General features: G+C 51.4%; 26 protein-coding genes and 1 other annotated feature. Of the genes, 17 read left to right on the top strand and 9 right to left on the bottom strand.

Going from position 1 to position 26,810, the window contains the following annotated elements; all coding sequences use genetic code 11:
• Positions 1–111 precede the first annotated feature (111 nt).
• Together AC1DWB_RS08120 and AC1DWB_RS08115 are read left to right on the top strand one after the other, a co-directional pair.
• Positions 112–483 (top strand): LytTR family DNA-binding domain-containing protein, encoded by a 372-nt coding sequence (locus AC1DWB_RS08120; protein ID WP_477540534.1) that lies wholly within the window; start codon positions 112–114, stop codon positions 481–483.
• A gap of 116 nt (positions 484–599) precedes the next feature.
• Complete coding sequence (locus AC1DWB_RS08115; protein WP_477540533.1) at positions 600–842, top strand: hypothetical protein; 243 nt, start codon at positions 600–602, stop codon at positions 840–842.
• Between the two features lie 265 nt (positions 843–1,107).
• Here AC1DWB_RS08115 and AC1DWB_RS08110 read toward each other — a convergent pair whose 3' ends face one another.
• Entirely contained in the window at positions 1,108–1,386 is a 279-nt protein-coding gene (locus tag AC1DWB_RS08110) for a hypothetical protein (RefSeq protein WP_477540532.1), read from the bottom strand.
• A 215-nt stretch (positions 1,387–1,601) separates the two neighbouring features.
• Between AC1DWB_RS08110 and AC1DWB_RS08105 the strand changes: the two genes are divergently transcribed.
• The 4 genes from AC1DWB_RS08105 to AC1DWB_RS08090 are packed head-to-tail and all read left to right on the top strand — an operon-like array spanning position 1,602 to position 6,643.
• Positions 1,602–2,972: a YheC/YheD family endospore coat-associated protein gene (locus AC1DWB_RS08105; protein WP_477540531.1), complete on the top strand. Its 1,371-nt coding sequence runs from the start codon at positions 1,602–1,604 to the stop codon at positions 2,970–2,972.
• Positions 2,973–2,981: 9 nt separating this feature from the next.
• A complete protein-coding gene (locus AC1DWB_RS08100) occupies positions 2,982–4,106 on the top strand; it encodes a YheC/YheD family endospore coat-associated protein (protein WP_477540530.1) in 1,125 nt (374 codons plus the stop codon).
• Entirely contained in the window at positions 4,103–5,470 is a 1,368-nt protein-coding gene (locus AC1DWB_RS08095; RefSeq protein ID WP_477540529.1) for a YheC/YheD family endospore coat-associated protein, read from the top strand. The genes AC1DWB_RS08100 and AC1DWB_RS08095 overlap by 4 nt, the downstream gene beginning before the upstream one ends.
• Positions 5,471–6,643: a YheC/YheD family endospore coat-associated protein gene (locus AC1DWB_RS08090; RefSeq protein ID WP_477540528.1), complete on the top strand. Its 1,173-nt coding sequence runs from the start codon at positions 5,471–5,473 to the stop codon at positions 6,641–6,643.
• Between the two features lie 101 nt (positions 6,644–6,744).
• On the opposite strand, the gene AC1DWB_RS08085 is transcribed toward AC1DWB_RS08090, so the two are convergent.
• The 5 genes from AC1DWB_RS08085 to AC1DWB_RS08065 form a co-directional block, all read right to left on the bottom strand.
• Entirely contained in the window at positions 6,745–7,653 is a 909-nt protein-coding gene (locus AC1DWB_RS08085; protein WP_477540552.1) for an ATP-dependent DNA ligase, read from the bottom strand.
• Positions 7,654–7,773: 120 nt separating this feature from the next.
• Positions 7,774–8,193 (bottom strand): VOC family protein, encoded by a 420-nt coding sequence (locus tag AC1DWB_RS08080; RefSeq protein ID WP_477540527.1) that lies wholly within the window; start codon positions 8,191–8,193, stop codon positions 7,774–7,776.
• 113 nt (positions 8,194–8,306) lie between these two features.
• Positions 8,307–9,677 (bottom strand): ABC transporter permease, encoded by a 1,371-nt coding sequence (locus AC1DWB_RS08075; RefSeq protein ID WP_477540526.1) that lies wholly within the window; start codon positions 9,675–9,677, stop codon positions 8,307–8,309.
• Positions 9,674–10,384 carry an ABC transporter ATP-binding protein gene (locus AC1DWB_RS08070; RefSeq protein WP_477540525.1) on the bottom strand — a complete coding sequence of 237 codons (711 nt, stop codon included), beginning with the start codon at positions 10,382–10,384 and terminating at the stop codon, positions 9,674–9,676. The genes AC1DWB_RS08075 and AC1DWB_RS08070 overlap by 4 nt, the downstream gene beginning before the upstream one ends.
• 108 nt (positions 10,385–10,492) lie before the next feature.
• Positions 10,493–11,209 (bottom strand): helix-turn-helix domain-containing protein, encoded by a 717-nt coding sequence (locus AC1DWB_RS08065; protein WP_477540524.1) that lies wholly within the window; start codon positions 11,207–11,209, stop codon positions 10,493–10,495.
• A gap of 221 nt (positions 11,210–11,430) precedes the next feature.
• Here AC1DWB_RS08065 and AC1DWB_RS08060 point away from each other — a divergent pair, with 221 nt between their 5' ends.
• The 3 genes from AC1DWB_RS08060 (at position 11,431) to AC1DWB_RS08050 (ending at position 13,686) form a co-directional block, all read left to right on the top strand.
• Positions 11,431–12,201, top strand: a complete 771-nt coding sequence (locus tag AC1DWB_RS08060; protein ID WP_477540523.1) for a phytanoyl-CoA dioxygenase family protein — start codon at positions 11,431–11,433, stop codon at positions 12,199–12,201.
• A gap of 117 nt (positions 12,202–12,318) precedes the next feature.
• A complete protein-coding gene (locus AC1DWB_RS08055) occupies positions 12,319–12,747 on the top strand; it encodes an NfeD family protein (protein ID WP_477540522.1) in 429 nt (142 codons plus the stop codon).
• A gap of 12 nt (positions 12,748–12,759) precedes the next feature.
• Positions 12,760–13,686, top strand: a complete 927-nt coding sequence (locus AC1DWB_RS08050) for an SPFH domain-containing protein (protein WP_477540551.1) — start codon at positions 12,760–12,762, stop codon at positions 13,684–13,686.
• A gap of 385 nt (positions 13,687–14,071) precedes the next feature.
• Here the strand turns inward: AC1DWB_RS08050 and AC1DWB_RS08045 are convergent, their stop codons facing one another.
• Positions 14,072–14,596, bottom strand: coding sequence for an ADP-heptose synthase (locus tag AC1DWB_RS08045; RefSeq protein ID WP_477540521.1), 525 nt, complete (start codon positions 14,594–14,596; stop codon positions 14,072–14,074).
• Positions 14,597–15,265, bottom strand: a complete 669-nt coding sequence (locus AC1DWB_RS08040; protein ID WP_477540520.1) for an HAD family hydrolase — start codon at positions 15,263–15,265, stop codon at positions 14,597–14,599.
• A gap of 210 nt (positions 15,266–15,475) precedes the next feature.
• Between AC1DWB_RS08040 and AC1DWB_RS08035 the strand changes: the two genes are divergently transcribed.
• The 5 genes from AC1DWB_RS08035 to AC1DWB_RS08015 all read left to right on the top strand — a co-directional run bounded on the left by AC1DWB_RS08035 (position 15,476) and on the right by AC1DWB_RS08015 (position 19,523).
• The gene (locus AC1DWB_RS08035; protein ID WP_477540519.1) at positions 15,476–16,333 is read left to right on the top strand and encodes a MurR/RpiR family transcriptional regulator; all 858 of its coding nucleotides are present in this window, start codon (positions 15,476–15,478) and stop codon (positions 16,331–16,333) included.
• Between the two features lie 6 nt (positions 16,334–16,339).
• Positions 16,340–17,068, top strand: coding sequence for a glucosamine-6-phosphate deaminase (gene nagB, locus AC1DWB_RS08030; protein WP_477540518.1), 729 nt, complete (start codon positions 16,340–16,342; stop codon positions 17,066–17,068).
• Entirely contained in the window at positions 17,065–18,240 is a 1,176-nt protein-coding gene (nagA, locus tag AC1DWB_RS08025) for an N-acetylglucosamine-6-phosphate deacetylase (protein ID WP_477540517.1), read from the top strand. Before nagB ends, nagA begins: the two co-directional genes overlap by 4 nt.
• A 144-nt stretch (positions 18,241–18,384) precedes the next feature.
• Positions 18,385–18,924, top strand: a complete 540-nt coding sequence (locus tag AC1DWB_RS08020; protein ID WP_477540516.1) for a hypothetical protein — start codon at positions 18,385–18,387, stop codon at positions 18,922–18,924.
• Between the two features lie 47 nt (positions 18,925–18,971).
• Entirely contained in the window at positions 18,972–19,523 is a 552-nt protein-coding gene (locus tag AC1DWB_RS08015; RefSeq protein WP_477540515.1) for an MOSC domain-containing protein, read from the top strand.
• 33 nt (positions 19,524–19,556) lie between these two features.
• On the opposite strand, the gene AC1DWB_RS08010 is transcribed toward AC1DWB_RS08015, so the two are convergent.
• Complete coding sequence (locus tag AC1DWB_RS08010; RefSeq protein WP_477540514.1) at positions 19,557–20,330, bottom strand: DUF975 family protein; 774 nt, start codon at positions 20,328–20,330, stop codon at positions 19,557–19,559.
• Between the two features lie 236 nt (positions 20,331–20,566).
• Between AC1DWB_RS08010 and AC1DWB_RS08005 the strand changes: the two genes are divergently transcribed.
• The 3 genes from AC1DWB_RS08005 to ileS all read left to right on the top strand — a co-directional run bounded on the left by AC1DWB_RS08005 (position 20,567) and on the right by ileS (position 26,807).
• Positions 20,567–22,009 (top strand): amidase family protein, encoded by a 1,443-nt coding sequence (locus tag AC1DWB_RS08005; RefSeq protein WP_477540513.1) that lies wholly within the window; start codon positions 20,567–20,569, stop codon positions 22,007–22,009.
• A gap of 14 nt (positions 22,010–22,023) precedes the next feature.
• Positions 22,024–23,124 (top strand): P-loop NTPase family protein, encoded by a 1,101-nt coding sequence (locus AC1DWB_RS08000; protein ID WP_477540512.1) that lies wholly within the window; start codon positions 22,024–22,026, stop codon positions 23,122–23,124.
• A 223-nt stretch (positions 23,125–23,347) separates the two neighbouring features.
• Positions 23,348–23,634 (top strand) — a binding site (T-box leader).
• 56 nt (positions 23,635–23,690) lie between these two features.
• Positions 23,691–26,807: an isoleucine--tRNA ligase gene (ileS, locus tag AC1DWB_RS07995; RefSeq protein ID WP_477540511.1), complete on the top strand. Its 3,117-nt coding sequence runs from the start codon at positions 23,691–23,693 to the stop codon at positions 26,805–26,807.
• Positions 26,808–26,810: the final 3 nt, after the last annotated feature.

Below are 26,810 nucleotides of genomic sequence, written 5' to 3'. Positions count from 1 at the left end.
TAGTACCATTAATTTAATATCTTATGGAACAACTCTCATTAATTTCCATTCATAAATCTCATCGATGTTGCGCATACCCGGCAATCTACAAGTCATTTTGGAGTGAATCGGATGAAATTTCCCGTAACACGCGATCTCGTACACGATCTTGACATAATCATGCTGGATGCTGATGATGTTCTGTACATGGAAGTGGAAGAACGCACCGTCGTATTCCATACAGCCGAGGACAAATTTTATTTGTTGGACACGTTGTCTGAGCTGGCTAAGCGAATGGGCAGTCTCGGGTTCCACAAGCTGGACCGCATCAATCTGGTCAACATGAACAAGATCAAGCATTTTGACGACAAGCTTTGCAAAGTGTTTTTCGACGAGAACGAGAACGAGCATACCAAGAGTACGACCGTTTCTTTCACGAATAAAAATATGATTCTCAACCATTTCCGCCCAATAAAATCTGATAATCATATCATAGACTTGTAGATTTGTACACCAAAATTCAGGAGACCGAAAGTATATATACACCAACCCAACAGTCCTTTATTCTGGAAACAGTTCTAATAAAAAGGATTTCCTTCTCAACTGGAGGTTAACAGCAGATGAACTATAGATGCATCTCTCCTCAATTGAAATCAAGTTGCTACAATTGCAAATACTATAAGGTCAGCGACGATATGTTGAACGGTTTATGTTTCCTTCACGGCCGTGAGCACGGAAAAGCCGCAATCGGAATCGGAACATGCAATGAGTTCGCGATCAAGGGCCCAGCCTCGTCCGATTTCGCTTGGCAGCAAGTCATCAAATCTGGCGGAATGGCGTCAGCAAACGGTAATGAGCTGTAGGTCTACGATTAAACAACCATAATAAGACCGCTCGGAACTGAATCCGAGCGGTTTTTTTGTGTCTTCTTATAGAAACAGCCTCCATGGGAGGCTGTCGATTCATTGTGGTTAAAGGAGTGGAAAGTGAGTAGTGAACCCCGGCGAGTTTTGGCTTGAACCTCATACCGCTAAATCCCTTATACAATCCAAGGAGGTTCAAACAAGATGTTTGAGCTTAGGGGGTTTTTTTTCACTTGGAACGGCCGTCTCCGCCTCCCTCAAAGACTTACTTCCTATTGTGACCGGAACCCAATTGCCGTTCTATCCACTGCTGCCGCCGCACTCTTGCCACTTGTCGCACTTGCCGCAATTCTTTCTCCTGCACCTCATCTACCCCAATAATCCGGTGCAAATGCGCCGCAACCACGACTAACGCGAATACGATCCATAAGATCCCGAATACAGTAGGCAAGGTTAAGCTGCCTCCGATCGAAAGCCGCGGTATCGCGTAAATGAGCATACCTAGCGCCAAACTCAAATAAATGACGTTCTTCCATGTTTTCATCGCGTTCCCTCCAACTCGTACATGTTGTTTTATCTTATGCGGCTGGAAGGCACGATATGCTTGTCTGGCTGATATGCTGCACGAGGATAGATCAGGCCTAAAACTAAGGTGAAAATGCCAATCACCACAAGATATATGTCCTCATATGATGAAGTAGTTATTTTATTAAACTTAGCAAGTGAACAACCAGATTGCGCTTATGAAGGAGACCAATCATGGCTGGTACGAAAATCACCATACAAGTACAAAGCTCGGGCACCTTGATCAGCGATCACTCAATTATGCTGAGCGAACACCTGGTCAAACAGTACAAAATCCCCACGAACGCCAGTACGACCTTATGTTTCGGCGCATCTCAAACGCCCGTTACGGTCATTCCCGTCCAGCATATCGACGGCATTCGCATAGCAGAATCATTAGCTTCCAAACTTGGCCTGCACCACAATTCCCATCTGGGATTCCAGTACAAATCGGCCAGTCGCACGATAACGATCGGACCACTAATCGGGGTAATGATCAGCCGCGTCTATCCCTCTACTCACGATCGGCTCTTCGGTTCAGTTACGTCATTCTGCAAAGAGTTGGTTGAAGCTTGCCACGCGTACGGAGCCTTTGTATTCTTCTTCACCACGTCGGACATCACGGCAAGCCACCAGCATCTGGAAGGTTGGACGCATTCCGGCCGCTGGCGCAAGTCGGACTTCCCGATTCCCGACGTCATCTACAATCGTCTCACATCCCGGAAATTAGAGAACAAACCGAGCGTTCAGCATTTTATGAAAGAAGTAAAATCCAGATTCGGCACCGCCATCTTCAATGAAAAGTATTTGAACAAAACCGAAGTATTCGACGCTCTGCGCCACAAACCCGAACTGATCAAATATTTACCCGAATCGCACCTGTTCAAAAATTACACGATGCTGAGGTCGATGTCGGCCAAATATCCCGTCGTGTACCTGAAGCCTGTAACAGGCAGCCTGGGCAAAGGCATTATACGCATTATTCGAGCCAACAACCAGTCCTACATGTGTCACTTGACCAGCATGACTGGCACGACAAAGCAATCGTTCACCAGTCTCGGTGCCGTCTTCTCCACGATCTCCGGTAAGTTGAAGCAGCGCAGGTATCAAATTCAGCAAGGACTGCAGCTCATCGAGATTGACGGGAGGCCAGTAGACTTCCGCGCATTGGTGCAACGGGGCAGCACCGGGGAGTGGGCCATCACCTCCATTGTTGGACGCACAGCGGGCAACAACCACTTCGTGTCGAATTTAGCCCGGGGCGGTACGTTAAGCAAGGTGCGTGAAGCATTGGAGAAGTCCACATTAAGCTCCGGCATGCTGAAGACCGTGTCGGCACAACTGCGGAAGGCTGCGCTCGATATTGCAGGAGGCATTGAAGAGCAGATCAAGGGCCATTTCGGAGAGCTTGGCCTAGACTTGGCTGTCGATACGAACGGGAAAGTTTGGTTGCTTGAAGCCAACTCCAAACCGTCCAAAAACGATGGAACGCCGCTCACCGATGGGGTGATACGGCCTTCCGTCAAATCAACGATTCATTACGCCCGCTTCTTGACGGGCTTCTGAGGTACACCTATGAACAACATCAGGGAACAACTAGCTTATGTCGGAATTATGGTTTGTGAAAAACCGCTGAGTTCCCCTTTTGCGAATCAGCAATTCTACAGCCGATTATGCCGAATCGGACTTAAGCTCGGCATCGTCGTGTTCGTTTTTTTCCCAGAATCGCTGAGACTTGAAGAAACGAGCGTCGAAGGATACACCTACTCCTCCGAGCAAGGAGGATGGAGGGCCGGGAAATTCCCGCTGCCCCAGGTTATTTACGACCGATGTTTTTTTCATAACAAGCTGAACTACAAGCAATACAGGGATTGCATTCAACGCTTGAAGCAGCGTCCGGAAATTCTCCTTCTTGGGTACGGGCTAAAAGGGAAATGGCAGGTACATCAAATGTTGATGTGTCATATGTCCTTGCGCGAATTTTTGCCGGACACGAAGCGTCTTGCTAGCTGGAGCGGACTTAGAGACGACTTATTCCGGCGGGGAGAGCTGTTTCTTAAGCCCGAAGCAGGCTCACAAGGTAAGGGTGTTCTGCGTGTGACGCTTACAGAGGGCTGTTATCGCGTAAGCGGAAGAAACAGGCGCAACGACATAATTGGGCGAACGTTCACCTCCGAACGAAGCTTTCATGAATGGTTAACAGCCTTCACAGCAGGCCGACCTTATTTGATCCAGCCTTATCTGCAGCTAAATGCCCGGAACGGTGACCCGTTCGATGTACGATGTCTGGTGCAGAAAAACCGAAAAGGCATTTGGACTGTAACCGGGACGGCCGTACGCCGCGGACAACACGGAAGTGTGACATCCAATTTGCACGGAGGCGGCGTCGCGGAAGATCTGATCCCTTTCTTAAGTCTTGAGTTCGGAGAAGAGCGAGCCGAACAGATTCACTGTACATTACAAGACATCGCCACACAAATTCCTGAAATATTGGAGCAACATCACGGAAGATTAGCAGAGCTAGGCATCGATCTGGGTATTGATGTTCATGGAAATGTCTGGATCATAGAAGCCAACTCCAAACCGGGCCGTTCGGCGTTCAGTCGATTAACCGACCCAACCGCGAGAATCGCTTCGGTCCGCAATCCAATTCTTTACGCCCGCTATCTTCTGGACACAACTAGGAGGGTCCTTTCATGAGTTTAGTGTTTTGCTCTATTCAATTTGCACAACGGTCTGACCGGGTTGTCCATATGTCTACGACGCTTATGAAGGCACTTCAGCTCACAAGCACGAACTCGCTCACTCTGAAGCTTGGTAGTAAATCGGTTTCCGTTACTTTGAAATCCATGAAGAAGCCTGGTAAACATATGATGCTTCCCCTCCTAGTCAGACAACAATTGATGGTGCCAAGAAGCGGGAATGTCATGGTTATGACTAATGACCATAAGGAGGTCCAGATTGGTCCTCTCATCGGGATTATGACGAATGCATCAAGCCCCAGCGTCGTTCAGCCGTTTGGGGGGCGTTCTGCGATGCTGAAACAATATATCCGGCCAGGAAGTCGTCAATCTTACTACTTCGCTTTCATGCCGAGTGACATCAACTGGCAGGAGGAAACGATTCTCGGCTATTTTCCCACTACAGACGGTTGGTTGCGCAAAACCGTGCCGCTGCCGGACTCCATCTACAATCGGCTTGGCAACCGGAGGCTCGACCGCTCGATGTCGATGGACCATCTGAAGGATCGTTTCGTACGGCGTGGCATTGAGATATTCAACTGGAGCTTTTTCGATAAGTCTGATGTGTATAAGCTGATAGAAGGCGATCAGGAAGCTAACAAGCACGTCCCGGAAGCATTCAACAACCCTTCCCCCGACAAGATCAAGGAAATGCTGGAAAAGCACCGCTTCGTCTATTTGAAGCCAACCGACGGCAGTTTGGGTATCGGCATCTACAGGCTGACTTACCACCCGAAGCGGGGGTACTTCGCCCGGTTTCGTCGGCAAGGTAAAAACGTCTTGTTCCGCTTCGGCAATATTTCCGGACTGTTTCGGCTCATCAGCGCGCACAGCCGCATGCGTAATTACGTCGTCCAGCAAGGCATCCGGTTAATCGAGCTGGAGAGCTGCCCGATCGATTTTCGCTTTCACCTGCACAAGAATGGGAACAACCAGTGGGTCGTGGCTGGCATTGGCGCCAAGAAAGCCGGGAAAGGCAGCGTGACGACCCATGTGAAGAACGGGGGGATGATTATGACTCCCGAGCATGTGCTGGACCGGGTATTCGGAGCGAGAGCCGAGACAATGCTTAAGGAAGCGAATGAAGTGGCCATCAAGCTGGCAGAAGCGATTGAGCGCAACAGCCCGCATAAGCTTGGAGAGCTCGGACTCGATATAGGCATCGACCAGCAGGAACGTATCTGGATGTTCGAGGCGAATTCCAAGCCGGGCCGTTCCATCTTCAAGCATCCGCTGCTTAAATCTCAAKGGAATTCCTCTCTGCAGTATATATTCGAACACCTGACCTACCTGGGTAATTTCCGGGCGAGGAGGGAGAATTAAGTGGAGATATCCGCGCAGCAGACTCTGCAGCGCCCCATCTTAGCCATCTTAACCATGGATGACGAAGTAGAGCAGTTCCGGGGCAATCGCAACAACTTCATTGATCTGATCCGCACCGGTTACGAGATGGGCGTGTCGGTGTGCGTCATCACGGTGAAGGACTTGAAGCCGAGAAACAAACGGATGATCGGTCATATATACAATGTGGAGACGAATACGTGGTCTCAGCAATGGATCGCAACCCCCCATGTAATCTACAACCGGATTCCGAATCGTCAGGATGAAGCTAGGCCCGAAGTGCAGCTAACGCTTCAGGCGTGTCTGAAAAATCCGCATATCCGGCTATTCAACCCGATGTTTTTCAACAAATGGACGCTGTTCGAGTGGCTGAACAATGCTAGAACGACCGCCAAATATATTCCGATTACCCGAAAAATGACGAACTGTGCCGAGCTCGAGACCGTGCTTAAAACATACCCAACTGTATACCTGAAGCCCATTCGCGGTAAGGCAGGCAAAGGCATTATGAAGCTACAGCGGGCTTATTTGCGGCAACTTCGCAAACCCGAGTTCCGATTAAGCGTACAGGAAACAAAAGGCAGCCTTATCATTAAATCCACTACCTTATCGCAATTGTGGAACAAAGTTCAGGAGCAAATGGAAGACGACGAAGAGTATATTATTCAACAGGGCATTACGCTGTCCCGCTATAAGCGCAGACCGTTCGACCTCCGCGTGCTCGTACAGAAAAATGCTAAAGGAGAGTGGGATCTAACCGGAATCGGAGCCCGGCTCGCCGGGAAGCTCAGCATTACGACGCACGTACCGCGCGGTGGCTCGATCGATGATCCGGAGAAGCTTCTCGCCTCCGGCTTCGGCATCGAAGGAGCAAGGAAAATATTAGTCCGTACGAAGAAGGCGTCGCTTGCCATCGCAAGACAGATCGAGAAAAAGTCCGGGCACCTGCTCGGCGAAATGTCCATGGATCTGGGCATTGATACAGGAGGGAATATTTGGTTTTTCGAAGCCAACTCCAAGCCAATGAAGTTCGACGAGCCGCCCATCCGCAAAAAATCTCTCGAGCGGATCATCCATTATTCCTTGCATCTGATTCGCTTGAAGCATGCCAAAACATCGGCAACTACATCTAATACAACAGCGACTGTCTTTTAAGAATGAGTATTACGCGACAATTACAGTTCAGGCTCAGGCAATAGCAGTTAGCGTGGATTATCCGCGCTATTGCTGTTGCAGTGGTATGTGCCCTCAACCTATTAGCCTCGCCAAATGCACGCTTCCGGCTGTTTCTCCCATAGAAATTGTACGAATTCGGTTCGCTTCAGTTGATGGGAATCCGTCCGGTCACGGTACCGGATTCGACAGCAGATTCGCGGTTCCAGCCACTGTGTACCGCGCTCCATCTGCTTGTGAAGAAATGTGGCCCCCTGCAGAAACTGTTGCTTGTCCGCCTCTTGCAGCCCGCTCGAAACTACGGCAATCGGCTTGTTCGGCACGGTGCGAAAGTTCAACCCGAGCACGAGCTCGAACGGATCGATCCGATAGCCGAGCACGATCACATCAATCGTCCGGACATGCTTAACCTTCAACCAATTGTCACTTACCGCTCCCATACTGTAGATGGAATTCTTGCGTTTGGCTACAATTCCCTCCATGTCCCGCTCTCGCGTCAACTGGGAGAGAGCTTTACCTTGTCCCGCTACATACATCGTTGGCATCAAGAGCGAGGTTGGCGCAAGCAAGTCGCCCAATCGTTTCTTGCGTTCCAGAAGCGGCTCGTTCAAAACTACACGTTCCTCGACATACAGGACGTCGAAGGCTACGAACGTGGCTGGATGCGAACGTACCGCGTTGTTAATTTTCATTCCTTGACTAATGCGCAACCGGTATGTGAAATCGTCGAACACCGGCTTGTCCTCACGTAAGACGATACCTTCGCAATCCAGGATGGCCGAGTGCGCTCGGATGGCTGAGGTCATCTCTCTTAACTCAGGGAAGTTGTCTGTCACTCGCTGACCACTGCGGGTGAGCACTTCGATACGCTCTCCCTGCTTATGCAGCAATATGCGCCATCCGTCCCATTTGGGCTCGAAAATATACGCCTCATCATCGAACGCTTCTTCTCCCCAGCTAGCTTGCATCGGCTTGATTGGCGTAAACAACATCTCGCTCACCCCCACCTCCCATTATTTCTAAATGCCTGTCCTGATACACAACAAGGATATAGAATCTTTCTCCTAGAAGAAAAGTTCCATATCCTTGTCCTATTCTAACCTCTATATATGTTATTGTTCACTCTCATAGTTGAGCTGCCACTGAATGCCTAGCTTATCCGTTAAATTACCATAGCATTTACTCCAGAACGTTTCCTGAAGCTCCATACCGATTTTGCCGCCTTCTTTCAGCTTATGGAACAACGACTTCACTTCATCGATGTCATTGCTGACTATGGATAGGCTGACATTGTTGCCTTCAACGAAAGGCATACCTGGGAAAACATCCGAGAACATAACCGTGCTTCCACTAATGTTAAGGCGTGCGTGCATGACCAGTTGCTTGGCTTCTTCTGGAAGAGAGTACTGCGGGTCAGGTGGCACATCTCCGAACGTCATGAAATTTTGTCTCTCTACTCCAAAAACCGTCTCGTAATACTCCACTGCTTCCCTACAATTTCCGTTAAAATTCAGATAGACCTGAACAGCCATTACTTCACTCCTTATTGGATAATGTTGTGTTCCCAAAACTATTATACCTTACAGATCATGAAATCAAAATAGGACAGGCAATGAACTTAACATAACCTTAACAACTCTTCAGCTTATACGTCGCGTCGGAGCGCCTTGAGCACATCGACCTGTGTCGCTCGCTTGGCAGGACGCAATCCGGATACCATCGCGACGAGCAAGCTGATCGCGACACAGATAAGCGTCAGCATGGGCGGGATGTCACTGAAGATTAATCCCTCGGGCGGCTTCTCCTTCAACAATCCCGAGATTACAGCCGGGAGCGATAAGTTGACCGCGAAGCTGATCGCATAGGACACAACCGTGCCAATGAACGCGCCTAGCACGCCAATATACGTGCTCTCAATCAGAAATACGCTCTTGATCGTGGACGGATGTGCACCGATTGCCTTCATAATCCCGATGTCCTGCGAGCGTTCAGTGACCGCCATCGTCATCGTGTTGTAAATACCGATTGAAGCGATTAAGACCGCAATCGTTCCGACCAGCAGCAGACCGATCTTCATGATGGTGAACATGACGTTGACCTGCTCCAATTCGTTCACAATCGAGTGAGAGGCGAACTTCTTATCGTTCATTTGCTTGACGATCTCCTTGACATTCTCTGCGTCCTTGGCAAATACGTGCACGTCATTATACTCGCGCGGCGCGGAGAGCGAAGGGGGTACTGGTCCTTTCGAGGCATCCGCATCTTTCGGGTTCATTAGCCCTTGCGGTGTTTGGGTGAAGTCTTCGATTTGCTTCAGCATGCCTTCCGAGATATAGACTTTTTGATCCTTATTCCATTCGCGCGTTGGCGCTTTCGTGATCCCTACGACGGTCACTTGAATCGTTTTCTTCTGCTCGACTTTATTCACGAATTGCTTGACTTCCATATCTAATGTCTTGTTGAGAACCGGCACTTTATCTTTCTTAACCGCCGCTGCAGCTTTGCCGTCCGTTGGTTCATCCCCTTCCTCGGATGTCTTATCGCCAGGAACACGAAGTGTCTCAGCGAAGTTGTACCCGACGATCACCTCATTGTCCGCTTGCGGCAATCGACCTTCCGACAGCTCGAACCCGGCTTTGACCTCTGAGGGCATATGTGTGACGAGCGTCTGGCTAACCGTTGACAAATTACCGAGTTGGAACGTCGGTCCTTGTCCGACGAATTGGCGGCGGGTAACGGCCTTGACGTTAGGAATGGCTTCCAGGAAGGAAATGTCCTCAATTTTCAATGCATGGTAATTGTTTTTGTCATCTTTTTTCCCGTACACATTAATATCCGTCATCAGCCGGCCTTCCGTTATTTGTTCAACTACACTCTTCTGCAAGCCGAAACCTACCGAAGCCAGCACCATCAAGAACGAGCAACCCATAGCGGTAGCCAGAACCGTCATGAATACGCGGGAGCGATTTTTCTTCATATTTTGCCGAACAAACCGGAATTTATCTTTCAGCTTCATTGGAATGCCCCCTTGCCCATCGCGCTAAGCGACTCGACCATACGTCCGTCCTGAAGCGCCAGGGTGCGGTGCCCGATAGAAGCGACCTGATCGTCATGCGTAATAATAAGGAACGTGATGCCGTTCTCCCGATTCAACTGCCGAATGAAGGCGAGCAGAGACTGCTCGTTCTCGCTGTCCAAGCTGCCTGTAGGCTCGTCCGCCAATATGATGGGAGGATTCACGATAAGCGCCCTGGCTATGCTTACCCGTTGCTGCTGACCGCCTGACAGTTCACCCGGATAGTGTCCGCCAAATTCCTCAAGACCGACCCGCTTCAGCATCTCAGCCGTTCTACGCTTGCGGTCCTTCTCATCAATTCCCTTGAACACGAGCGGAAGCTCTACATTCTCAGCAGCGGTCATACTCGGAATCAGCTGGAAGCTCTGAAAGATAAATCCGAACTTCTCCAATCGGAAATCCGCCCATTCTCCTTCATTCAGCTTCGTCACGTTGCGGCCATCCACGATGATGTTTCCGGCTGTCGCTCTTATATAGCCACTGATCAGGTTCAGCAACGTGGATTTGCCGGAACCGCTTCGGCCGACAACCGTCACAATCTCCCCCTGCTTCACATGCAGATTAATTTGCTGCAGCACCGGAACGATACGCTCCTTGCCTTTTTTGCCTATACGAAATTCATGATGTAAATCCGAAACGGTAATCATAAGGCCCTCCAATAGTAGTTGGTTGCACTGTTCGGTGCGTTTGACTCTTATGACTATACAGCCTGAATCTTAATTAAGATGTAATAAACTCTTAACAACTTCTTAAGGTTACACCCGATATTGTCTGCGATACACGGAAGGATTGATCTGCTGCTGCCGAGTAAATATCCGACTGAAGTAGAACGCATTGCGATATCCGCATTGATCGGCGATCGCTTCCAGCGTCTCATCCGTATCGATCAGAAGCAGTCTGGCCTTCGCCAGCCGTACCGTAGTGGCGTACTCGACTGGCGACACCCCGAAGAATGCTTGGAATCGCTTCGACAACTGAGACAGACTAATGCCGAGACGCTTGGCCAACGTCTGCATCGACATATCCGGTCCACACGCCATCTGTTCGATATAAGCAGCCGCTTGCGGCATAAGCGTATCGCTCTTGCCCTTCCGCTGCTGAGCCGCTTGCTTCTTCTCCCGATTGATCAGAAATAGTAAATCCCCAATCAGGTGTTCCACCTCTTCTTTCGTGCTCTCATTCCGACCCTCAGCATTCACCTTTTGCAGATAGGAGAACGAAGATTGAAGACGTCCCGCATCGCGAATCCGCACTTTCCCTGGTTGCCACGTCCCTTCGGCCGACAGCTCCATGAAATGAAACGTTATGGGCTCAAGCGCCCTTCGCATCAAGACGCTGCCTGGCGGACAGATGACCAGCTCCCCGAATTCCGCTGTGTCTTCCACAAGCTCATGTTCTCCCTCCAATCGGAACCAGAACTTGCCAGACTGCGCCGCTAGAATGACCCATCCTTCGTAGACATCTTGTTCCATTGTGAAGTGTCCTGTTGAACCATTGTAGCTATACCTCAGAATTTGGACCGGACGAAGCATATTTCATTCACTCCCGCAATCTTTTGAATATAGAAAAAAAGTATATGTAAAATTATAAACCAGTGCATGGAATTAGTAAATCAACACGTGTAATATAGGGTTCATAAGACGAGGCAAACAAATTATATAGGCAAAAAACGAGATGGAAGGGGCACATTAGGATGGGGCAAGCATTGAATATTTTGAGCCGAGAGCAAATCCAGCAGTATAACGAACAGGGGTACTTGGTGTTGCGAAACGTATTCACGCCAGAAGACGCCAAGGTATGGCAAGTCGAATGTGATCGACTGCTTACTCTTGCGCCTTATACGAATCCATATAACGTTCGTGTCGCTCATCGATCCTACGGGAATGGAGAAAGCAAGGTCGAGAAGTTTGATCCGGTTCACGATATTTCCTCCGTTATGGCCAACTTGGTAGCGGATGAACGATTGTTGGCGCCATTGCGGGATCTGTACTTGGACGAACCTGTGTTGTTCAAAGACAAGTTAATCTTCAAGCTGCCAGGCGCGAACGGCTACAGTATGCATCAGGACGCCTCGTGGTGGCAAGGGTTCCCGATCGAAGGGCTCATCTCGGTCATGGTAGCCATCGACGGCGCCACTAAGGCGAATGGAGGCTTGGAGCTGTTCCCGGGTTATCACGATCGACTCCGCTCTACTCCGGGGGAGCTTAGGAATATGAATCTGGAGGAGATTGCCGGAATTGACCCTGCTACCGGAGAAATCGTGGAAACGAACCCCGGCGACATCATCTTGTTCCACTCCTTCACACCGCATCAGAGTGGCCCGAACTTGTCGGATCACAGCCGCAAGCAGCTGTTCCTGACCTACTCGCCATCTAAGAACGGTGCCTTGTACAAGGCTCACTACCAGCATTACCAGCGTTATGCGCTTGCAGGCAAAGATATATCCAGCTACCACTTCTTATAAGTTCTGATTGGAATTGAAAGACCCGGCCGATACTTCTAATCGGTCGGGTCTTATTCGTGATATATTACCCCGCCTTCGGACATAGGTTATTGTAAAGCGCACGAAAGGGGGAGGCATATGGCCACTTGGATCATCTGGCTTGTCATAGCCGGGATTCTCGTTGTTGTTGAGATGCTGACGTTAACCTTTTATTTGTTATGGCTGGCGGTAGGTGCGGCTGTAGCGTGCTTGTTGTCCCTGCTGTTTCCCGATCTGCTGGTCGTTCAGATCGTATCGGGAGCATTAGTTTCCCTATTGCTCACGATCTTCACCAAGCCATTGACAAGATGGATGCACACCGGAACCGAATATCAGGAGCCTAACCAACAATTGGTTGGCAAGGAAGGGGTTGTGTTGGAGGCGATATTACCTGGGAAGCCTGGCATCGTCAGAATTGGCAGCGAGACATGGAGCGCTAGTGCGGCGGAAGCACTAGAGGCCGGACAATTCGTCACGGTCATCCGACGCGGAACTACCATACTGGAAGTTGAGAATCGAGGAGGCTGAGTGCTTGTGGGCATGTTTGTAGCAATTGTAATTCTTGTACTTATCGTTGTGGCGATTGCCCTGTCGATCAAAATCGTTCCACAACAGCGAGTCGGCGTGGTTGAGCGGCTGGGCAAATTCAATCGGTTGCTCACACCGGGCGTAAATATTCTTATCCCCGTCATCGACCATGTGCGTGTCTATCATGACCTGCGTATTCAACAGGCGAATGTTCCACCGCAAACCGTCATTACGAAGGACAATGTTCAGGTGCACATCGACACGATTATTTTCTACCAGATCATCGCACCTGACTTGGCTACATACGGCATATCCGACTATGTGTACGGTGTCCGCAATATCACGACCGCTACGCTTCGGCAAATTATCGGGAAGCTGGAGCTGGACGAAACGTTGTCTGGACGTGAGAAAATATCTTCCGAAATTCGGCTCGCACTCGATGAAGCGACAGAGAAATGGGGGGTACGCATCGAGCGCGTTGAGGTGCTCGACATTAAGCCCCCGACCGATATACAAGATGCGATGGATAAGCAGATGAAGGCCGAACGTACCAAACGTGCCGTCGTTCTGGAAGCAGAAGCAGCCAAGCAGGATATGATTCTGCGATCTGAAGGCGACAAGCAGAGCAAGATTCTGCGAGCCGAAGGCGATAAGGAAGCCCGCATCCGACAAGCGGAAGGGCATAGACAGGCGCAAGAGCTGGAGTCACTTGGGCAAGCCAAGGCGATTCAGACCGTGGCGGAAGCCGAGAAGACGCGGATCGAGATGCTGCGGGAAGCCGGGCTGGATGAGAATGTGCTGGCATACCGGTCGTTCGAAGCGCTTAGCGAAATTGCCAAAGGGCCAGCGAACAAAGTGTTCCTGCCGACGAGAGCACTGGAAACGCTCGGTACGATCGGCGCAATCGGCGAGATGTTCCGTGCGAAGCAGGCGGAGTAAGGCGGAGTRAGGCGGAGTAAGGCGGAGTAAGGCGGAGTAAGGCGGAGTAAGGCGGAGTAAGGCGGAGTAAGGCGGAGTACATCCATTAACGAAGAGGACCAGGCCAATTGGTATTGGCCTGGTCCTCTTCGCTTCTTAGTTCCTTCACCTACTATGAGTCTATACGACGGATTTGCTTTCGTGAATATTTATTCATAGGGTGATGGAGGGAAAGGGAATGGCGCGTAAAGTTTACGGCCGCCTTTGAAATCAAATTGTACCATAAGATAAATTAAAAACAATTTGAATTTCAACAGCGGTGGAGTGCAATCCCTTTCCCGCAATAACCGCAGCAATGAATAAATATTCACGGATTTGCTTTTCGTCGTCGGACAGACTCTTAGCCCTACAGCTTGCCCCAATCTTCCATCGAAATGTCCGAATCCAGCGCGAACTCGAAGTCGTCTACATCGAACACCTGCACAGGAATGTCGGAATTGATCACCTTGTCCATGAATTCCAGTTGATCCGTAAGCAGCGGTATTTTCTCACGAATGGATGTAAGCAGCAACTCCGTCTCGATCGGATCGAACAGCTCGCCATATTGAGCGCTATCGACCGCATACATAACGGCTAAGCTGACTTGGTCATTCGCAAGCAGGCTCGGACTCATTCGCCACGGTGCAAGTAGAGCACGCTCCAGCTTGATCTTGTTAAAGGGCGTCTCGAAGAAGGCGATCAACTCACCGATCTTGCCCTTCACATGGGCATCGTCCTCTGGCTCAGTCATGACGGGATCGCCGTTGTCGCGCATTTCATACAGCTCTAGTATCGTAGAATAAGGGATGACATACTCAACCGGAATGCTAGGAACCATCAGCTCGCCATAAGTAGCGAGCATAACCGCTTCAACAACGAATCTTCGTTTCATCTACTCCACCCACTCCAACAATTGCGGGAATGAAGTTATGATCATCTCCGCCCCATCCAATTCGCCTGGCTTTCCGAATTCTGCATATTTGCAGCCGACAACAGGAAGCCCATTCTCGCGTCCAGCTTCCACATCGGAAGAACGATCGCCCACCATCCAGGCGGATGCAACCCCGTGTTTATCAAGCAACAACCGCACGAGATCCACCTTGGAGCGCGTATCGTATTGTCCCGCACTGTACAGATCCGTGAACAACGGCGCTAGGCCTAACTTGGCGATAACCTCGCGCACATACCCTTCCAGACCGTTACTCGCCACGAACAGCTTCACGCCGCGCGCGTGGAGAGCGCTGAGCGTCTCTTGAACGCCAGGATAGAGCGCCCCGACTCCCTGCTCCAGCATCGCCGTCTGGTGCTTCAATAGCAGTTCGTCCGCCCGACTGCGAACTTCTGGCGTTGCATCCGGCAACACCCGCTGCCAGATATGCTCTAGCAACATGCCAAGACTGCTCAAGATCCGCTCGGCTGGCGGTGTTTCCCCGTCATAAGAGCCTTCCGCACGCATCTCTTTGAAGGCGGCTTCGTAAGCGGGCAGCAGCAGTGTCTCCGTCTGGAACAACGTCCCGTCCAGATCGAATAGCATCGCTTCCGGGCAAATCCGTTTCTTCATCTATAATCACTCCATTTCTATACCACTAACAATACAAATCAAATTTAATACAACCATGAATCAGGTTGGAAGTCAATGGTTAAACTCATGCAATCGACTCCAAGCAATATTTACAAATAAACGCTGGCAGTGTAAATAATTTTCGTGTAAAATAGAGTTATCATTAAAATTATTTACAAATACACAACAATTATGATCAGGGGTGATCCGATGTCCGACATCCTTCGCGCCATTCAGGCCAAGATGGATGGCTTGAACCCCAAAGAGTTGGGCTTGGCCGAGTTCATTGCCGAACATCCGCAACAGGTTGTACACATGGGCATCACCGAGCTTGCCGAAGGATCGCGCACAAGTACGGCTACGATCTCCCGCTTCTGCAAAGCGTTCCACCCCGGCGGCTTCACCGGACTGAAGATGCAGCTCGCGACTGAGCTGGCTCAGCAGCCTGCAGCTGAGTCGTACCAAGACATCGTCGCCGGCAACACACTGGAGAGCATCGTCGCGGCCATGGAGGCGAACCATCTCCGTTCGATCTCCGACACTACCCGCATGCTCGACCTGAAGCAGCTGAGACGAACGCTAGATACGCTCCGACAAGCCGGACAGATCGACATCTATGGCGTCGCGACATCAGGCTTGGTGGCGGAAGATTTCTATCAGAAGTTAATACGGATTGGCAAGCGAGCACGGACGTTCTCCGACCCGCATATGCAGATCACCTCTGCTTCCAATCTGACGGAAGGCGACGTTGCATTCGCGATCTCTTATTCCGGCGAGACACCCGAGACGATCGACGCTCTGCGCTGCGCCAAGGAGAACGGAGCTATCGCCGTGTCGCTTACGAAGTACGGCCCGAATACATTATCTGGACTAGCCGACATCCCCCTCTACATTTCTTCCTTAGAAGAAGGAATGCGGCGAGGTGACATGGCTTCCAGAATGGCTCAACTGCACGTCATTGACATTCTGTTCATGGGCCTGGTCAGCGAGTCGTTCGACGAATATGTGCCTAAGCTGGAGCAGTCTTATCAAATGGTTCGCAAATACCGCAAAGAAAGAGGAAGATAACCGACCATGAATATTCTTAAATTCGAATCCCAAGAACAATTGAACGAGGCTGGTGCTGGCATTATCGCCGGTCTGGTACAGACGAACCCTAAGGCTGTGCTTGGTCTCGCTACAGGCGGAACGCCGGTAGGTATATACAAGGACCTGGTAGAAACGCATCGTCAAGGTATGGTCAGCTTCAAATCCGTCACTACCTTTAACTTGGACGAGTATGTCGGACTGCCCGAAGATCATCCAGAAAGCTACCACGCTTACATGCAGCAGCAATTATTCGCGCATATCGATGCGAATCCGGCGAGAATATTCATTCCAGACGGCAATGCCCCTGACCTGGAACAGGAATGTATTCGTTATAACTCCTTACTGGACGATGCGCAACAGATCGACCTGCAGCTACTCGGCCTTGGCCACAACGGCCATATCGGCTTCAACGAGCCGGATCACTCGCTCATGAGCGGCACGCATATCGTGAAGCTGAAGGAAGAGACACGCTCCGCCAATGCCCGCTTCTTCGACTCCATCGATCAAGTACCTACTCATGCCCTGACGATGGGAGTCGGCACCATCTTGAAGGCGAAGATGATCCTGCTCGTTGTCCGTGGAGCGGACAAGGCGGAGATCGTTCACCGCGCCCTGACCGGCCCTATCACTACAGAGTGTCCTGCTTCGCTGCTGCAGACTCATCCGCACGTTGTCGTGCTGCTGGATTCCGAATCTGGGAGGTTATTCGAATGAAACCGACACGTATTGTAAATGCAATGATCGTCACAGAAGAAGGTATTATTCAGAATGGAACGATTGTGTTTGCAGAAGGCCGTCTGGCTTCGATCACCGCTGCTGGCGACAACAACGGTACACCGTTTGTCGGCGACACGATCGATGCCAAAGGCAGCTGGGCACTGCCAGGTTTCGTTGACGTCCATGTGCATGGCGGCTTCGGTGGCGATTTCATGGACGCCAGCGCGGAATCCATGGATACGATCACTCGTTTCCACGGCGGACATGGCACAACTTCGATCGTTGCTACGACATTGACTGGGCCGAAGGAGCAACTCGACAAGGTGCTGGACGTCGTCCATAACTATCAATCCAAGCCAATGCCTTATGCACAAGTCGTCGGGGTTCATCTAGAAGGTCCATTCATTAACATTAAGTGGAAGGGCGCGCAAAATCCCGACTACATCGTTCCTCCACAAAAAGCATGGTTGGAACAATGGAACTCGGCCTACCCTGGGTTAATCAAGCAGCTGTCACTCGCCCCCGAGACGGAAGGCGCGCTGGAGCTGATTACTTGGCTGCGGCAACACGGTATTAACGCTGCAGCTGCCCACACCGACGCCACCTACGATCAAGTGATTGCAGCGGTTGACGCAGGGCTCAACCAAGCCGTGCACACATATAACGCGATGACCGCCCTGCACCATCGTAATCCTGGCACGGTCGGCGCCGTCTTATCGGATGACCGAATCTGCGCCGAGATTATCGCCGACTGTGTACACGTACATCCAGCCTGCATTCGCATTCTGACGAAGGCGAAGACAGACAACAACTTGATGCTCATAACCGATGCTATGTCTGCCGCCGGACTCGAAGACGGCAGCTACGAGCTAGGCGGCTTGGGCGTGAACGTGAACAATGGCGTCGCCACATTGAAGGAAGGCAACAGCCTCGCCGGCAGCACATTGACGATGATCAGCGCTCTGCGTAACGTTGTCGAGAAGGTCGGTTTGACTGTCCCGCAAGCAAGTCAGCTAGCCAGTGGCAATCCCGCTCGTCAACTCGGGATATTCGGTCAGACCGGCAGTCTGGAAGTCGGCAAACAAGCGGACGTTGTACTCGTTTCGCCTGAGCTGCAGCTAGAGCGCGTCTGGGCAAAAGGCAATGAAATTCCGATTTTTCAGAACTAATTGAAATCGATAACGAAATAGCAGGTTGGCCCCTAGGGTCAGCCTGCTTTCTCTTTTTATAAGTTTCTGAATACGAATACTAATTTTTCACGAAGTGGTTTACAATAAAGCATAATTCAATAATGATACGGAGGACGATGCCCAATGGCTCGAACAGTCACACACGTTCCTTACGGATATGTACCGGAGAAAGAAACGATTCGAGGGTCGCTGCTCGTTTACGATGCTTTCGATGCATCTTATTCGGAGGCGGACCTACTGAAAGTGACTCGCTGGGCGGAGGAGCATGATCTGGCCCGAGTCATACTGTATCCGCTTCACGAGCAAACCCTGAGAAGGATGGAGAGCAAGTCCTCTGGGCTGGCCGAGCCTTATCACGTTCGATTGAAGCGGTTGGAGGAGCTGTGCGAACAGCTTACATCCATTGACATTCCTGTCGAGATCGACGAATGGGAGCGGAAGCGGAAGAAATATACACCCGTAGAAACCGCACTCGAATTCCTAACCGATAAGTACAAAGGCCCCCATTTTCTTGGACTGTCCGGCGTAATGGCGAACCGATTCGCCACATACAAAAGTTATGAGCATTGGATTCGTCAGATCAGATTGCTAATCTGGGCGGAAGAACCGTTCCACGCTCATCCCCTGCTTGTGAAATACGAGAACCGATGGGATACGATATAGTTTGCAGCAATGCAGGTTTTTAAATCCGAGTAAAGGGGAGGATGGGAATGGTTCTGAACAATGGGGTGGTAACCGTCGTGAGCCGCAGTGGCACACATGCGTTCAGCAAACCAAACGTCAGCAGCATCCAGCTGCTCACAGGTCTCGGCGTGGAAGGGGATGCACATGCAGGTACGACGGTGAAGCATCGATCCCGAGTCGCGCAAGACCCCACACAGCCGAACCTTCGCCAAGTGCATCTCATTCATGCCGAGCTGCATGAACAACTTCAGGCTACCGGATTCCAAGTATCCGCTGGACAGATGGGCGAGAACGTCACGACGCGTGGTGTCGACCTGCTCGGGCTACCGACCGGCGCACGGCTCTACCTCGGCGACTCCGCCGTTGTCGAGGTGACCGGCCTACGAAATCCGTGCGCCCAGCTCGATCAGTTCCAGCCCGGCCTGATGGCCGCGGTGCTCGGTCGCGATGAACACGGCGAGCTCATTCGCAAGGCCGGCATCATGGGCATCGTGCTCGCTGGCGGCGAGGTGCGGCCGGGCGACCCGATCCGCGTCGAGCTGCCGTCGGAGCCGTACCGGAAGCTGGAGCGGGTGTGAGGGGACTTTCAGCCCCCTGCTCTCACGTTCTTTTTATACCAGTTCCGGCAAACCCAGCTCCGACCGGCTAGTGATTCCTTCATCCAGCGCTTCTTGCCGCAGAGCCAAGTACAGTTCAGCCTTGGTGGCGTTGTAATAAGGCAAGACGAATAACGTCCCTACGACCAGTGCGATCGTACCTAGTAAGAACCAGCCGAAGAAGGAGAGATCCAGTACGAAGATGCGCCACTTGTGTCCTCTGGTCATCTGGTTGCTCAACTGTACAGCGCGTTTCGTTCCAATTACGGGATTATCCGCAACGATATAGGGCACCAAGCTGTAGGCGTAGCCTTTTACAATACCGGGCACAAACAGCAGCAGGAACCACAGGAAGTTAAGAAAGCCGCTCCATAGCATCGCTTTGACAATCATGACATAGCGACCTTTGCCGAAGGAGTACCCCATATGATTCATGTTGACTTCGTCTTGTGCAGCCTGAACAAAATACTTACGGACCCCAACTTCTAACGGCGCGCTCAGAAAAATACGGAACGCGATTCCGGCCAAAACAGCGATTATAATGACTACAATAACGATAATCATGATGACGATAAACGCACTGTCCACTTCGTTGCCATTTCCAAAGGGTAGGCGAGTCCACATGCCCCCTCCAGCGTTGCCGTCGGTTCCATTGAAACCGTTGTTCAGCGAGCAGCTTGGAAGCCCTCCGGTTATTACTGCAAGTAGCAAACTGACCAGAAAAGCTTTCCAGTAAGACTTGCTCAATACTTGTTTGGCGCGGTCTTTCAACTCTCTACGAGTCCACATATCGAATGTCCGATCCCCTTTCACGGGTTGAGATATTTTCCAGATCCTATACTATCACACAATCATACGACGGCGTGTAATGATTTATTCGATTATCTCAATGAATTGCGTAAATGAGCCTCCAATTGTACCTCAAACAAATAAACTCAACTTTTCCCTACCCACTCCCGTTCAGCTCTGATAAGTTGGTACTAGACGTATCGACCGATGCAGAATAACAATCAGGAGTGATTGAAATGAGTTTCATAGTAGAAGAAACAACGATTCGAAGCATACAATCTGCGTTCGAATCTGGGACGTTAACATCCCGCGGCCTAACGCTGATGTACTTGGAGCGGATCGCGAAGTACGATAAGGCTGGGTTCGGACTGAATGCCGTGCTGGAGCTGAACCCAGATGCGCTCTACATCGCCGAGCGATGCGATCAGGAAAGAGCTGCGGGCCTTGCCCGGGGGCCTATGCACGGCGTACCGATCCTGCTGAAAGACAACATCAACACGTCGGATAACATGCATACGAGTGCAGGAACGCTGGCGCTAGCCGATTCATTCGCACCCGATGACGCCTTTCTGGTCAAGCAGCTGCGAGAAGCAGGTGCGGTCATTCTCGGCAAAGCGAACATGACCGAGCTCGCGAACTTCATGACGAGCGGCATGCCCAACGGGTACAGCTCCCGAGGCGGCCAGGTGCTAAATCCATATGGCCCCGGCAACTTCCCCGCGGGTGGCTCCAGCTCAGGCTCTGCCGTCGCTGTAGCGGCTAACCTATGCGCAGCCGCAGTCGGCACCGAGACGTCCGGGTCCATCCTGAACCCGGCCTGCCGCAACAGCCTAGTCGGCATCAAGCCGACGCTTGGGCTGATCAGCCGATCGGGCATTGTCCCGATCAGCTACAGCCAGGACACGGCAGGGCCGCTGGCGCGCACGGTGGAAGATGCAGCTATTCTGCTGCAAGCGATGGCCGTATCGGCCGATCCGGCGGATGCATCCACCCTGCTCGCACCAGACAGGTCGCAGCTCGACTATTCGTCCCACCTCGACAAGGATGGGCTGCATGGTGCCCGCATCGGTATCAATCGCGGATACATCGATGATTTCACCCAAGAGGAGAAGGAAATAATCGATCAAGTCATCCACCGCATGAAGGAAGCGGGAGCCGTTATTATCGATCAGACGAATCTCCCCCATATCGGCCATAATTCCTCTGTGCTAATGCACGAGTTCAAATCCGCATTCAACCGATATTTGGCATCGCTCGGTCCGCACGCACCCGTAAAGACGTTGCATGAGCTGATCGCCTTCAATAACCGCCATCACTCGCAAACACAGAAATACGGGCAAAAACTGCTGCTGAAAGCAGAGCACGAAACGTCCGGTACGCTTACGGAAGCCCGGTATATCCAGGATCGGCTACGCGACTTGAAGGCTTCCCGGGAAGACGGCATCGATCGGTTGTTCCAGGAGCATCAGCTCGACGCGCTATTCTGCCCAGGCGTTACCGATTCAGCTGCTATTTCCGGCTATCCGTCCATTATCGTACCAGCCGGATGTCTGGAGAACGGTATGCCGTTTGGCGTCGCCTTTACCGGTACAGCCTACAGCGAGCCGCAGCTTCTGCGAATCGCCTACGCTTTTGAACAGAATGTGGGCACTCGAGTATATCCTCAGCTATCGGAATAAGGAGGTGTGTACGAGTGTTAATACTGCTAGAAGGACTGCCTGCAACAGGGAAGTCGACCAATTCGCGTTTCCTGCTCACCCAGTTGGAGCGCAACGGACGCCGAGTCCGATGGATTCATGAGATGGCTAGGCCTCATCCGGTGTTATTTTTCCAGGAAGCTTGTCTGACTCACGAGGAGTATGACGCTTTCATCCATATGTATCCAGAAGCTAAGTCTCCTCTTGCTTCTATGGCTATCGTTCGGGAACATACAGTCGGGATCGACCTGCTTCAGGTGGAGTGGGATTATGGGCTCACAATCAGTGCGGAAGCACTGGCGGAATTGAAGCGATATGATGTATGGTCGTTTTCATTGGAACGGTACAAGGAAGTTGCGCTGGAGAAGTGGCGGTATTTCGCGTATCAGATGAAGCAGGACCCCGAGCTGGTTGTCATTCTGGATAGTGCCCTAATCCAATTTCAGCTGTTCTGCTTTCAATTGGTTAACGCATCTGTGCAAGAACTGGATGTTTTTGTACAGCAGCTGTTCCAACTCCTATCACCTCTGAATCCAACTCTGCTGTACTTGTACCGGGAACAGACGGAACAGTCCATCGACCACCTCATCCGATGCCGCGGGGAGTCATTTGTCGAACGCATCTGGAACCGGGACAAGCATCAGCCCTACTACCAGACTCGCCCACAGCAGCCTGAGAGCTACAAGCAGTTTCTGCGGGATTACGGGACCATAGCGTTGGACCTTTATCAACACGCCCCTTGCGACAAGAAAGCAATTGAGCTCTCGGCTGGCGATTGGCCTGTATATGAACGTGAGATGCTAGCGATGTTTGATCTGGAACGTGTTCCCGATCCTGCGGCTGTGACCACCAACGGGACGTACTCAAACCTCGCAACCGGGCTGTGGCTGGAGTTTCACACCAATCATGCTGGACAGCTAGTTCTGACGGATCCTGGCAGGAAAATGAGAACCCTGATTCCCCGTGCCGAGAGGGAGTTCTATGTGGGAGATCTTCCGGTTATTGTGCGATGGGAATCCGAGGATCGAGTGGTAATGACAGGGGAACAGATTAACTTACAGTGGACAACGACGGGGATGGTTTATAATCGATGTTAAAATCAGGCGTTCATTTGCTGCTACAGCTCCATCCTGAAATTTGTAACACAACTGTAATGTTATTTTGATCTTGTCTTAACAATTATAGGCTATTCTATAGAAGACCCCCTTTTTAAAATATAAACCTTAAGACCCACGGCCCGTTGCTGTGGGTCTCTTTCTGTCTACAGATGACCTTCTGGCGCCAACTTGACAAAAACATGCTCAGCATGTTATAACACATGTAAATTCGATGACGAGAACGAGTACGCTCCGGGTTCTGTTCCCCAGAGAGCCGGCAATTGCTGAAAGCCGGCGAACAGATCGCAGCCGAACATCCTCTCCGAGAAGGGAAGCCGAACGTCGCATAGAATACCACCGTCGTGACAAGTAAGCTTATTCGGACTTCCACCGTTACCAGGAACGCGTATGCATGTACGTTGATGGAGTGCTGCGAGCTTGATGCCTGAAGGACTGGCAGGTGGGACGCAGAATTAGGGTGGTAACGCGAGTAACAAACTCGTCCCTTAGGGGGCGGGTTTTTTTGATGCCTTCTAATGGTTTTCAAGAAAAAAGGAGTGGTCCATATGACGGGAAAAGTAGATGTAAAAGAAAAAGCCAGAGCCCGCGAGCTGCGCGTGCTTGATTATTGGAAACAAAACGATACGTTCCAGGAATCGATCCGACGTCGTGAAGGCAGCCCTGCATTCGTATTCTATGAAGGACCTCCAACCGCGAACGGCGTGCCGCACATCGGCCATGCGCTGGGACGGGTTATCAAGGATTTCATGGGCCGCTACAAGACGATGGCTGGCTATAAGGTCATCCGCAAAGCAGGCTGGGATACGCACGGCCTCCCGGTTGAGCTTGGGGTAGAGAAGCAACTCGGCATCTCCGGCAAAGGCGACATTGAGAAGTACGGCGTGGAGAAGTTCGTGAAGAAATGCAAGGAAAGTGTATTCGAATACGAGAAACAATGGCGCGAACTGACCGAAGCCATCGGATATTGGACCGATCTCGACAACCCGTACATTACGCTGACGAACGACTACATTGAGAGCGTGTGGAACATCCTCTCCACCATTCACGGCAAAGGGTTGCTCTATCGCGGCCATCGGGTCAGCCCCTACTGTCCTTGCTGTCAAACGACGCTAAGTTCCCATGAAGTGGCGCAAGGCTATGAGGATGTGAAGGATCTAAGCGCGACGGTGGCCTTCCCGTTGAACGATGCGGCTGGCAAGGCAAGCGGAGAAGCGATTCTGGCGTGGACGACTACACCATGGACGCTGCCTGCGAACGTAGCGCTCGCAGTCAACCGCGACCTGAGCTACTCCCGTGTGAGACAAGACGGCCGCGTGTATATCGTAGCTTCCAATCTCGTTGAGTCTGTCATGAAGGGCGACTACGAGGTCGTATCCACTCTGACCGGAGCCGAGCTTGTTGGCCGATCCTATGAACCTCCGTTCCAGTACGCTACCATCGAACGCGGACATATCGTCATCGATGGTGATTTTGTCAGCGACTCCAGCGGGACCGGGATTGTTCATATCGCCCCTGCTCATGGGGAAGATGACTATAAGGTAGCCAAACAGAACAATATCAGCATGCTTCAGGTCGTGGACAGTTCTGGACGCTATACCGAGGTTGTCACCGACTTGGCAGGTCGCTTCGTCAAAGACTGTGACGTCGATATCGTCAAGTTGCTGGCCGAGAAGAAGATTTTGTTCGCCAAGGAGAAATACGAGCACAGCTATCCATTCTGTTGGCGCTGCAAATCTCCCCTGCTGTACTATGCGACCGAAAGCTGGTTCATCCAGACGACTGCTGTCAAGGACCAGCTGATCGCCAACAACAATAGCGTCGACTGGTACCCAGGGCATCTGCGGGAAGGTCGGTTCGGCAAGTTCCTCGAAGATCTGATCGATTGGAATATTAGCCGGAATCGTTACTGGGGAACTCCACTGAATGTATGGGTTTGCGACGATTGTAACAAGGAGTATGCGCCAGGTAGCTATAAGGATTTGCAGCAGCGGGCCATCGGAGGCCTTGGAGACGACCTGGAGCTGCATAAGCCGTACATCGACGACGTCAAGCTCACCTGCCCACATTGCTCGGGAACGATGACCCGCACATCGGAAGTCATTGACGTATGGTTCGACAGTGGATCGATGCCGTTCGCGCAATATCACTATCCGTTCGAGAATGAAGCTCGGTTCCAGGAGCAATACCCGGCAGACATGATCGTGGAAGGCATTGATCAGACGCGCGGATGGTTCTATAGCTTGCTGGCCGTCTCCACGCTGTACAACGGGAAAGCTCCTTACAAATCCGTCATGGCAACCGGCCACGTCCTCGATGAGAACGGTCAGAAGATGTCCAAGAGTAAGGGTAACGTCATCGATCCGTGGGAGATCATTAACGAATACGGCACAGATGCATTCCGCTGGGCTTTGCTGACGGACAGCGCACCTTGGAACAGCAAGCGCTTCTCCAAGCAAATCGTGTCCGAGGCGAAGTCGAAGCTGATCGATACGATTCACAACACGCACGCCTTCTATGCGCTCTATGCTGGTATTGACGGCTATAAGCCGAATGAGCATGCACAGCTGCCGAAGACGAATCAATTGGACCGTTGGATTATCTCTCGCATGAACAGCATGATTCAAGAGGTGAACAAAGGACTGGAAGCGAACGATTTCCTGAATCCGTCGAAGCGGATCGAAGCGTTCGTTGATGAGCTTAGCAATTGGTATGTACGCCGATCACGCGACCGCTTCTGGGAAACTGGCATGACAGCTAATAAAGTCGCTGCCTACCAGACGCTGCGCGAAGTCATGCTCGGCCTTAGCCGCATTCTGGCTCCATTCACGCCGTTCATCGCGGAGGACGTGTACCGTAATATGGGTGGCGAGCAAGACAGCGTACATCTCGACCGTTACCCGGTCGCCGACGAATCCGCGATTGATCTTGTGCTCGAAGCCGAGATGGAGACCGTGCGCCAGATCGTCGAGCTAGCCCGGAACGTGCGCAACGAGACTAGCATTAAGACCCGGCAGCCGTTGTCTGAGCTGATGGTCTCCCTGGATCGGTCGCTTGACATGCAGCGCTATGAGGCGATTATTAAGGACGAGATCAATGTCAAAGAAATCCGCGTCGTAACCAATGACAGTCAACTCGTCGAATTCTCGTTCAAATTAAATTTGAAGATCGGCGGTAAGAAATACGGCAAGCAGGTCAGTTCCATACAGAACGGACTCCAGCAGCTAGATGCCGGGCAAGCACAACAAGTGGTAGCACAAGGATTCGTTGACCTTGCGATTGCCTCCGAAGAAGGTGGCGAAGTTCTGCGCATCCCTGTCGAAGAACTGCTCGTAGAGAAGCGGTCCAAGGCTGGATTCGCATCGGCGACTGGCTATCAGATGACCGTGGCAATCAACACCGACATTACCCCCGAGCTCGCCCAGGAAGGTCTTGTACGAGAGCTGATCCGTGCCGTGCAGGATACTCGCAAGAAGCTTGATCTGGCGATCGAGAAGCGCATTCATCTCTTGTTGGATGCTGACGAGGTATTGCAGATGGCCGTGCAGCAATTCGAATCTATACTCCGCGATAACGTGCTGCTGCTTGATCTTACGTTCGGTAAGCAAGCTGGCATGGAGTATGTGAGTATCGAGCAGATGTCGGTCGGGATACACATCAGCTAGACA

The sequence above is a fragment of the Paenibacillus sp. P4_E11 genome, from assembly GCF_056401635.1.
The sequence above is the reverse complement of the archived record's forward strand: the minus strand, read 5'-3'. Positions and strand labels throughout refer to the sequence as shown.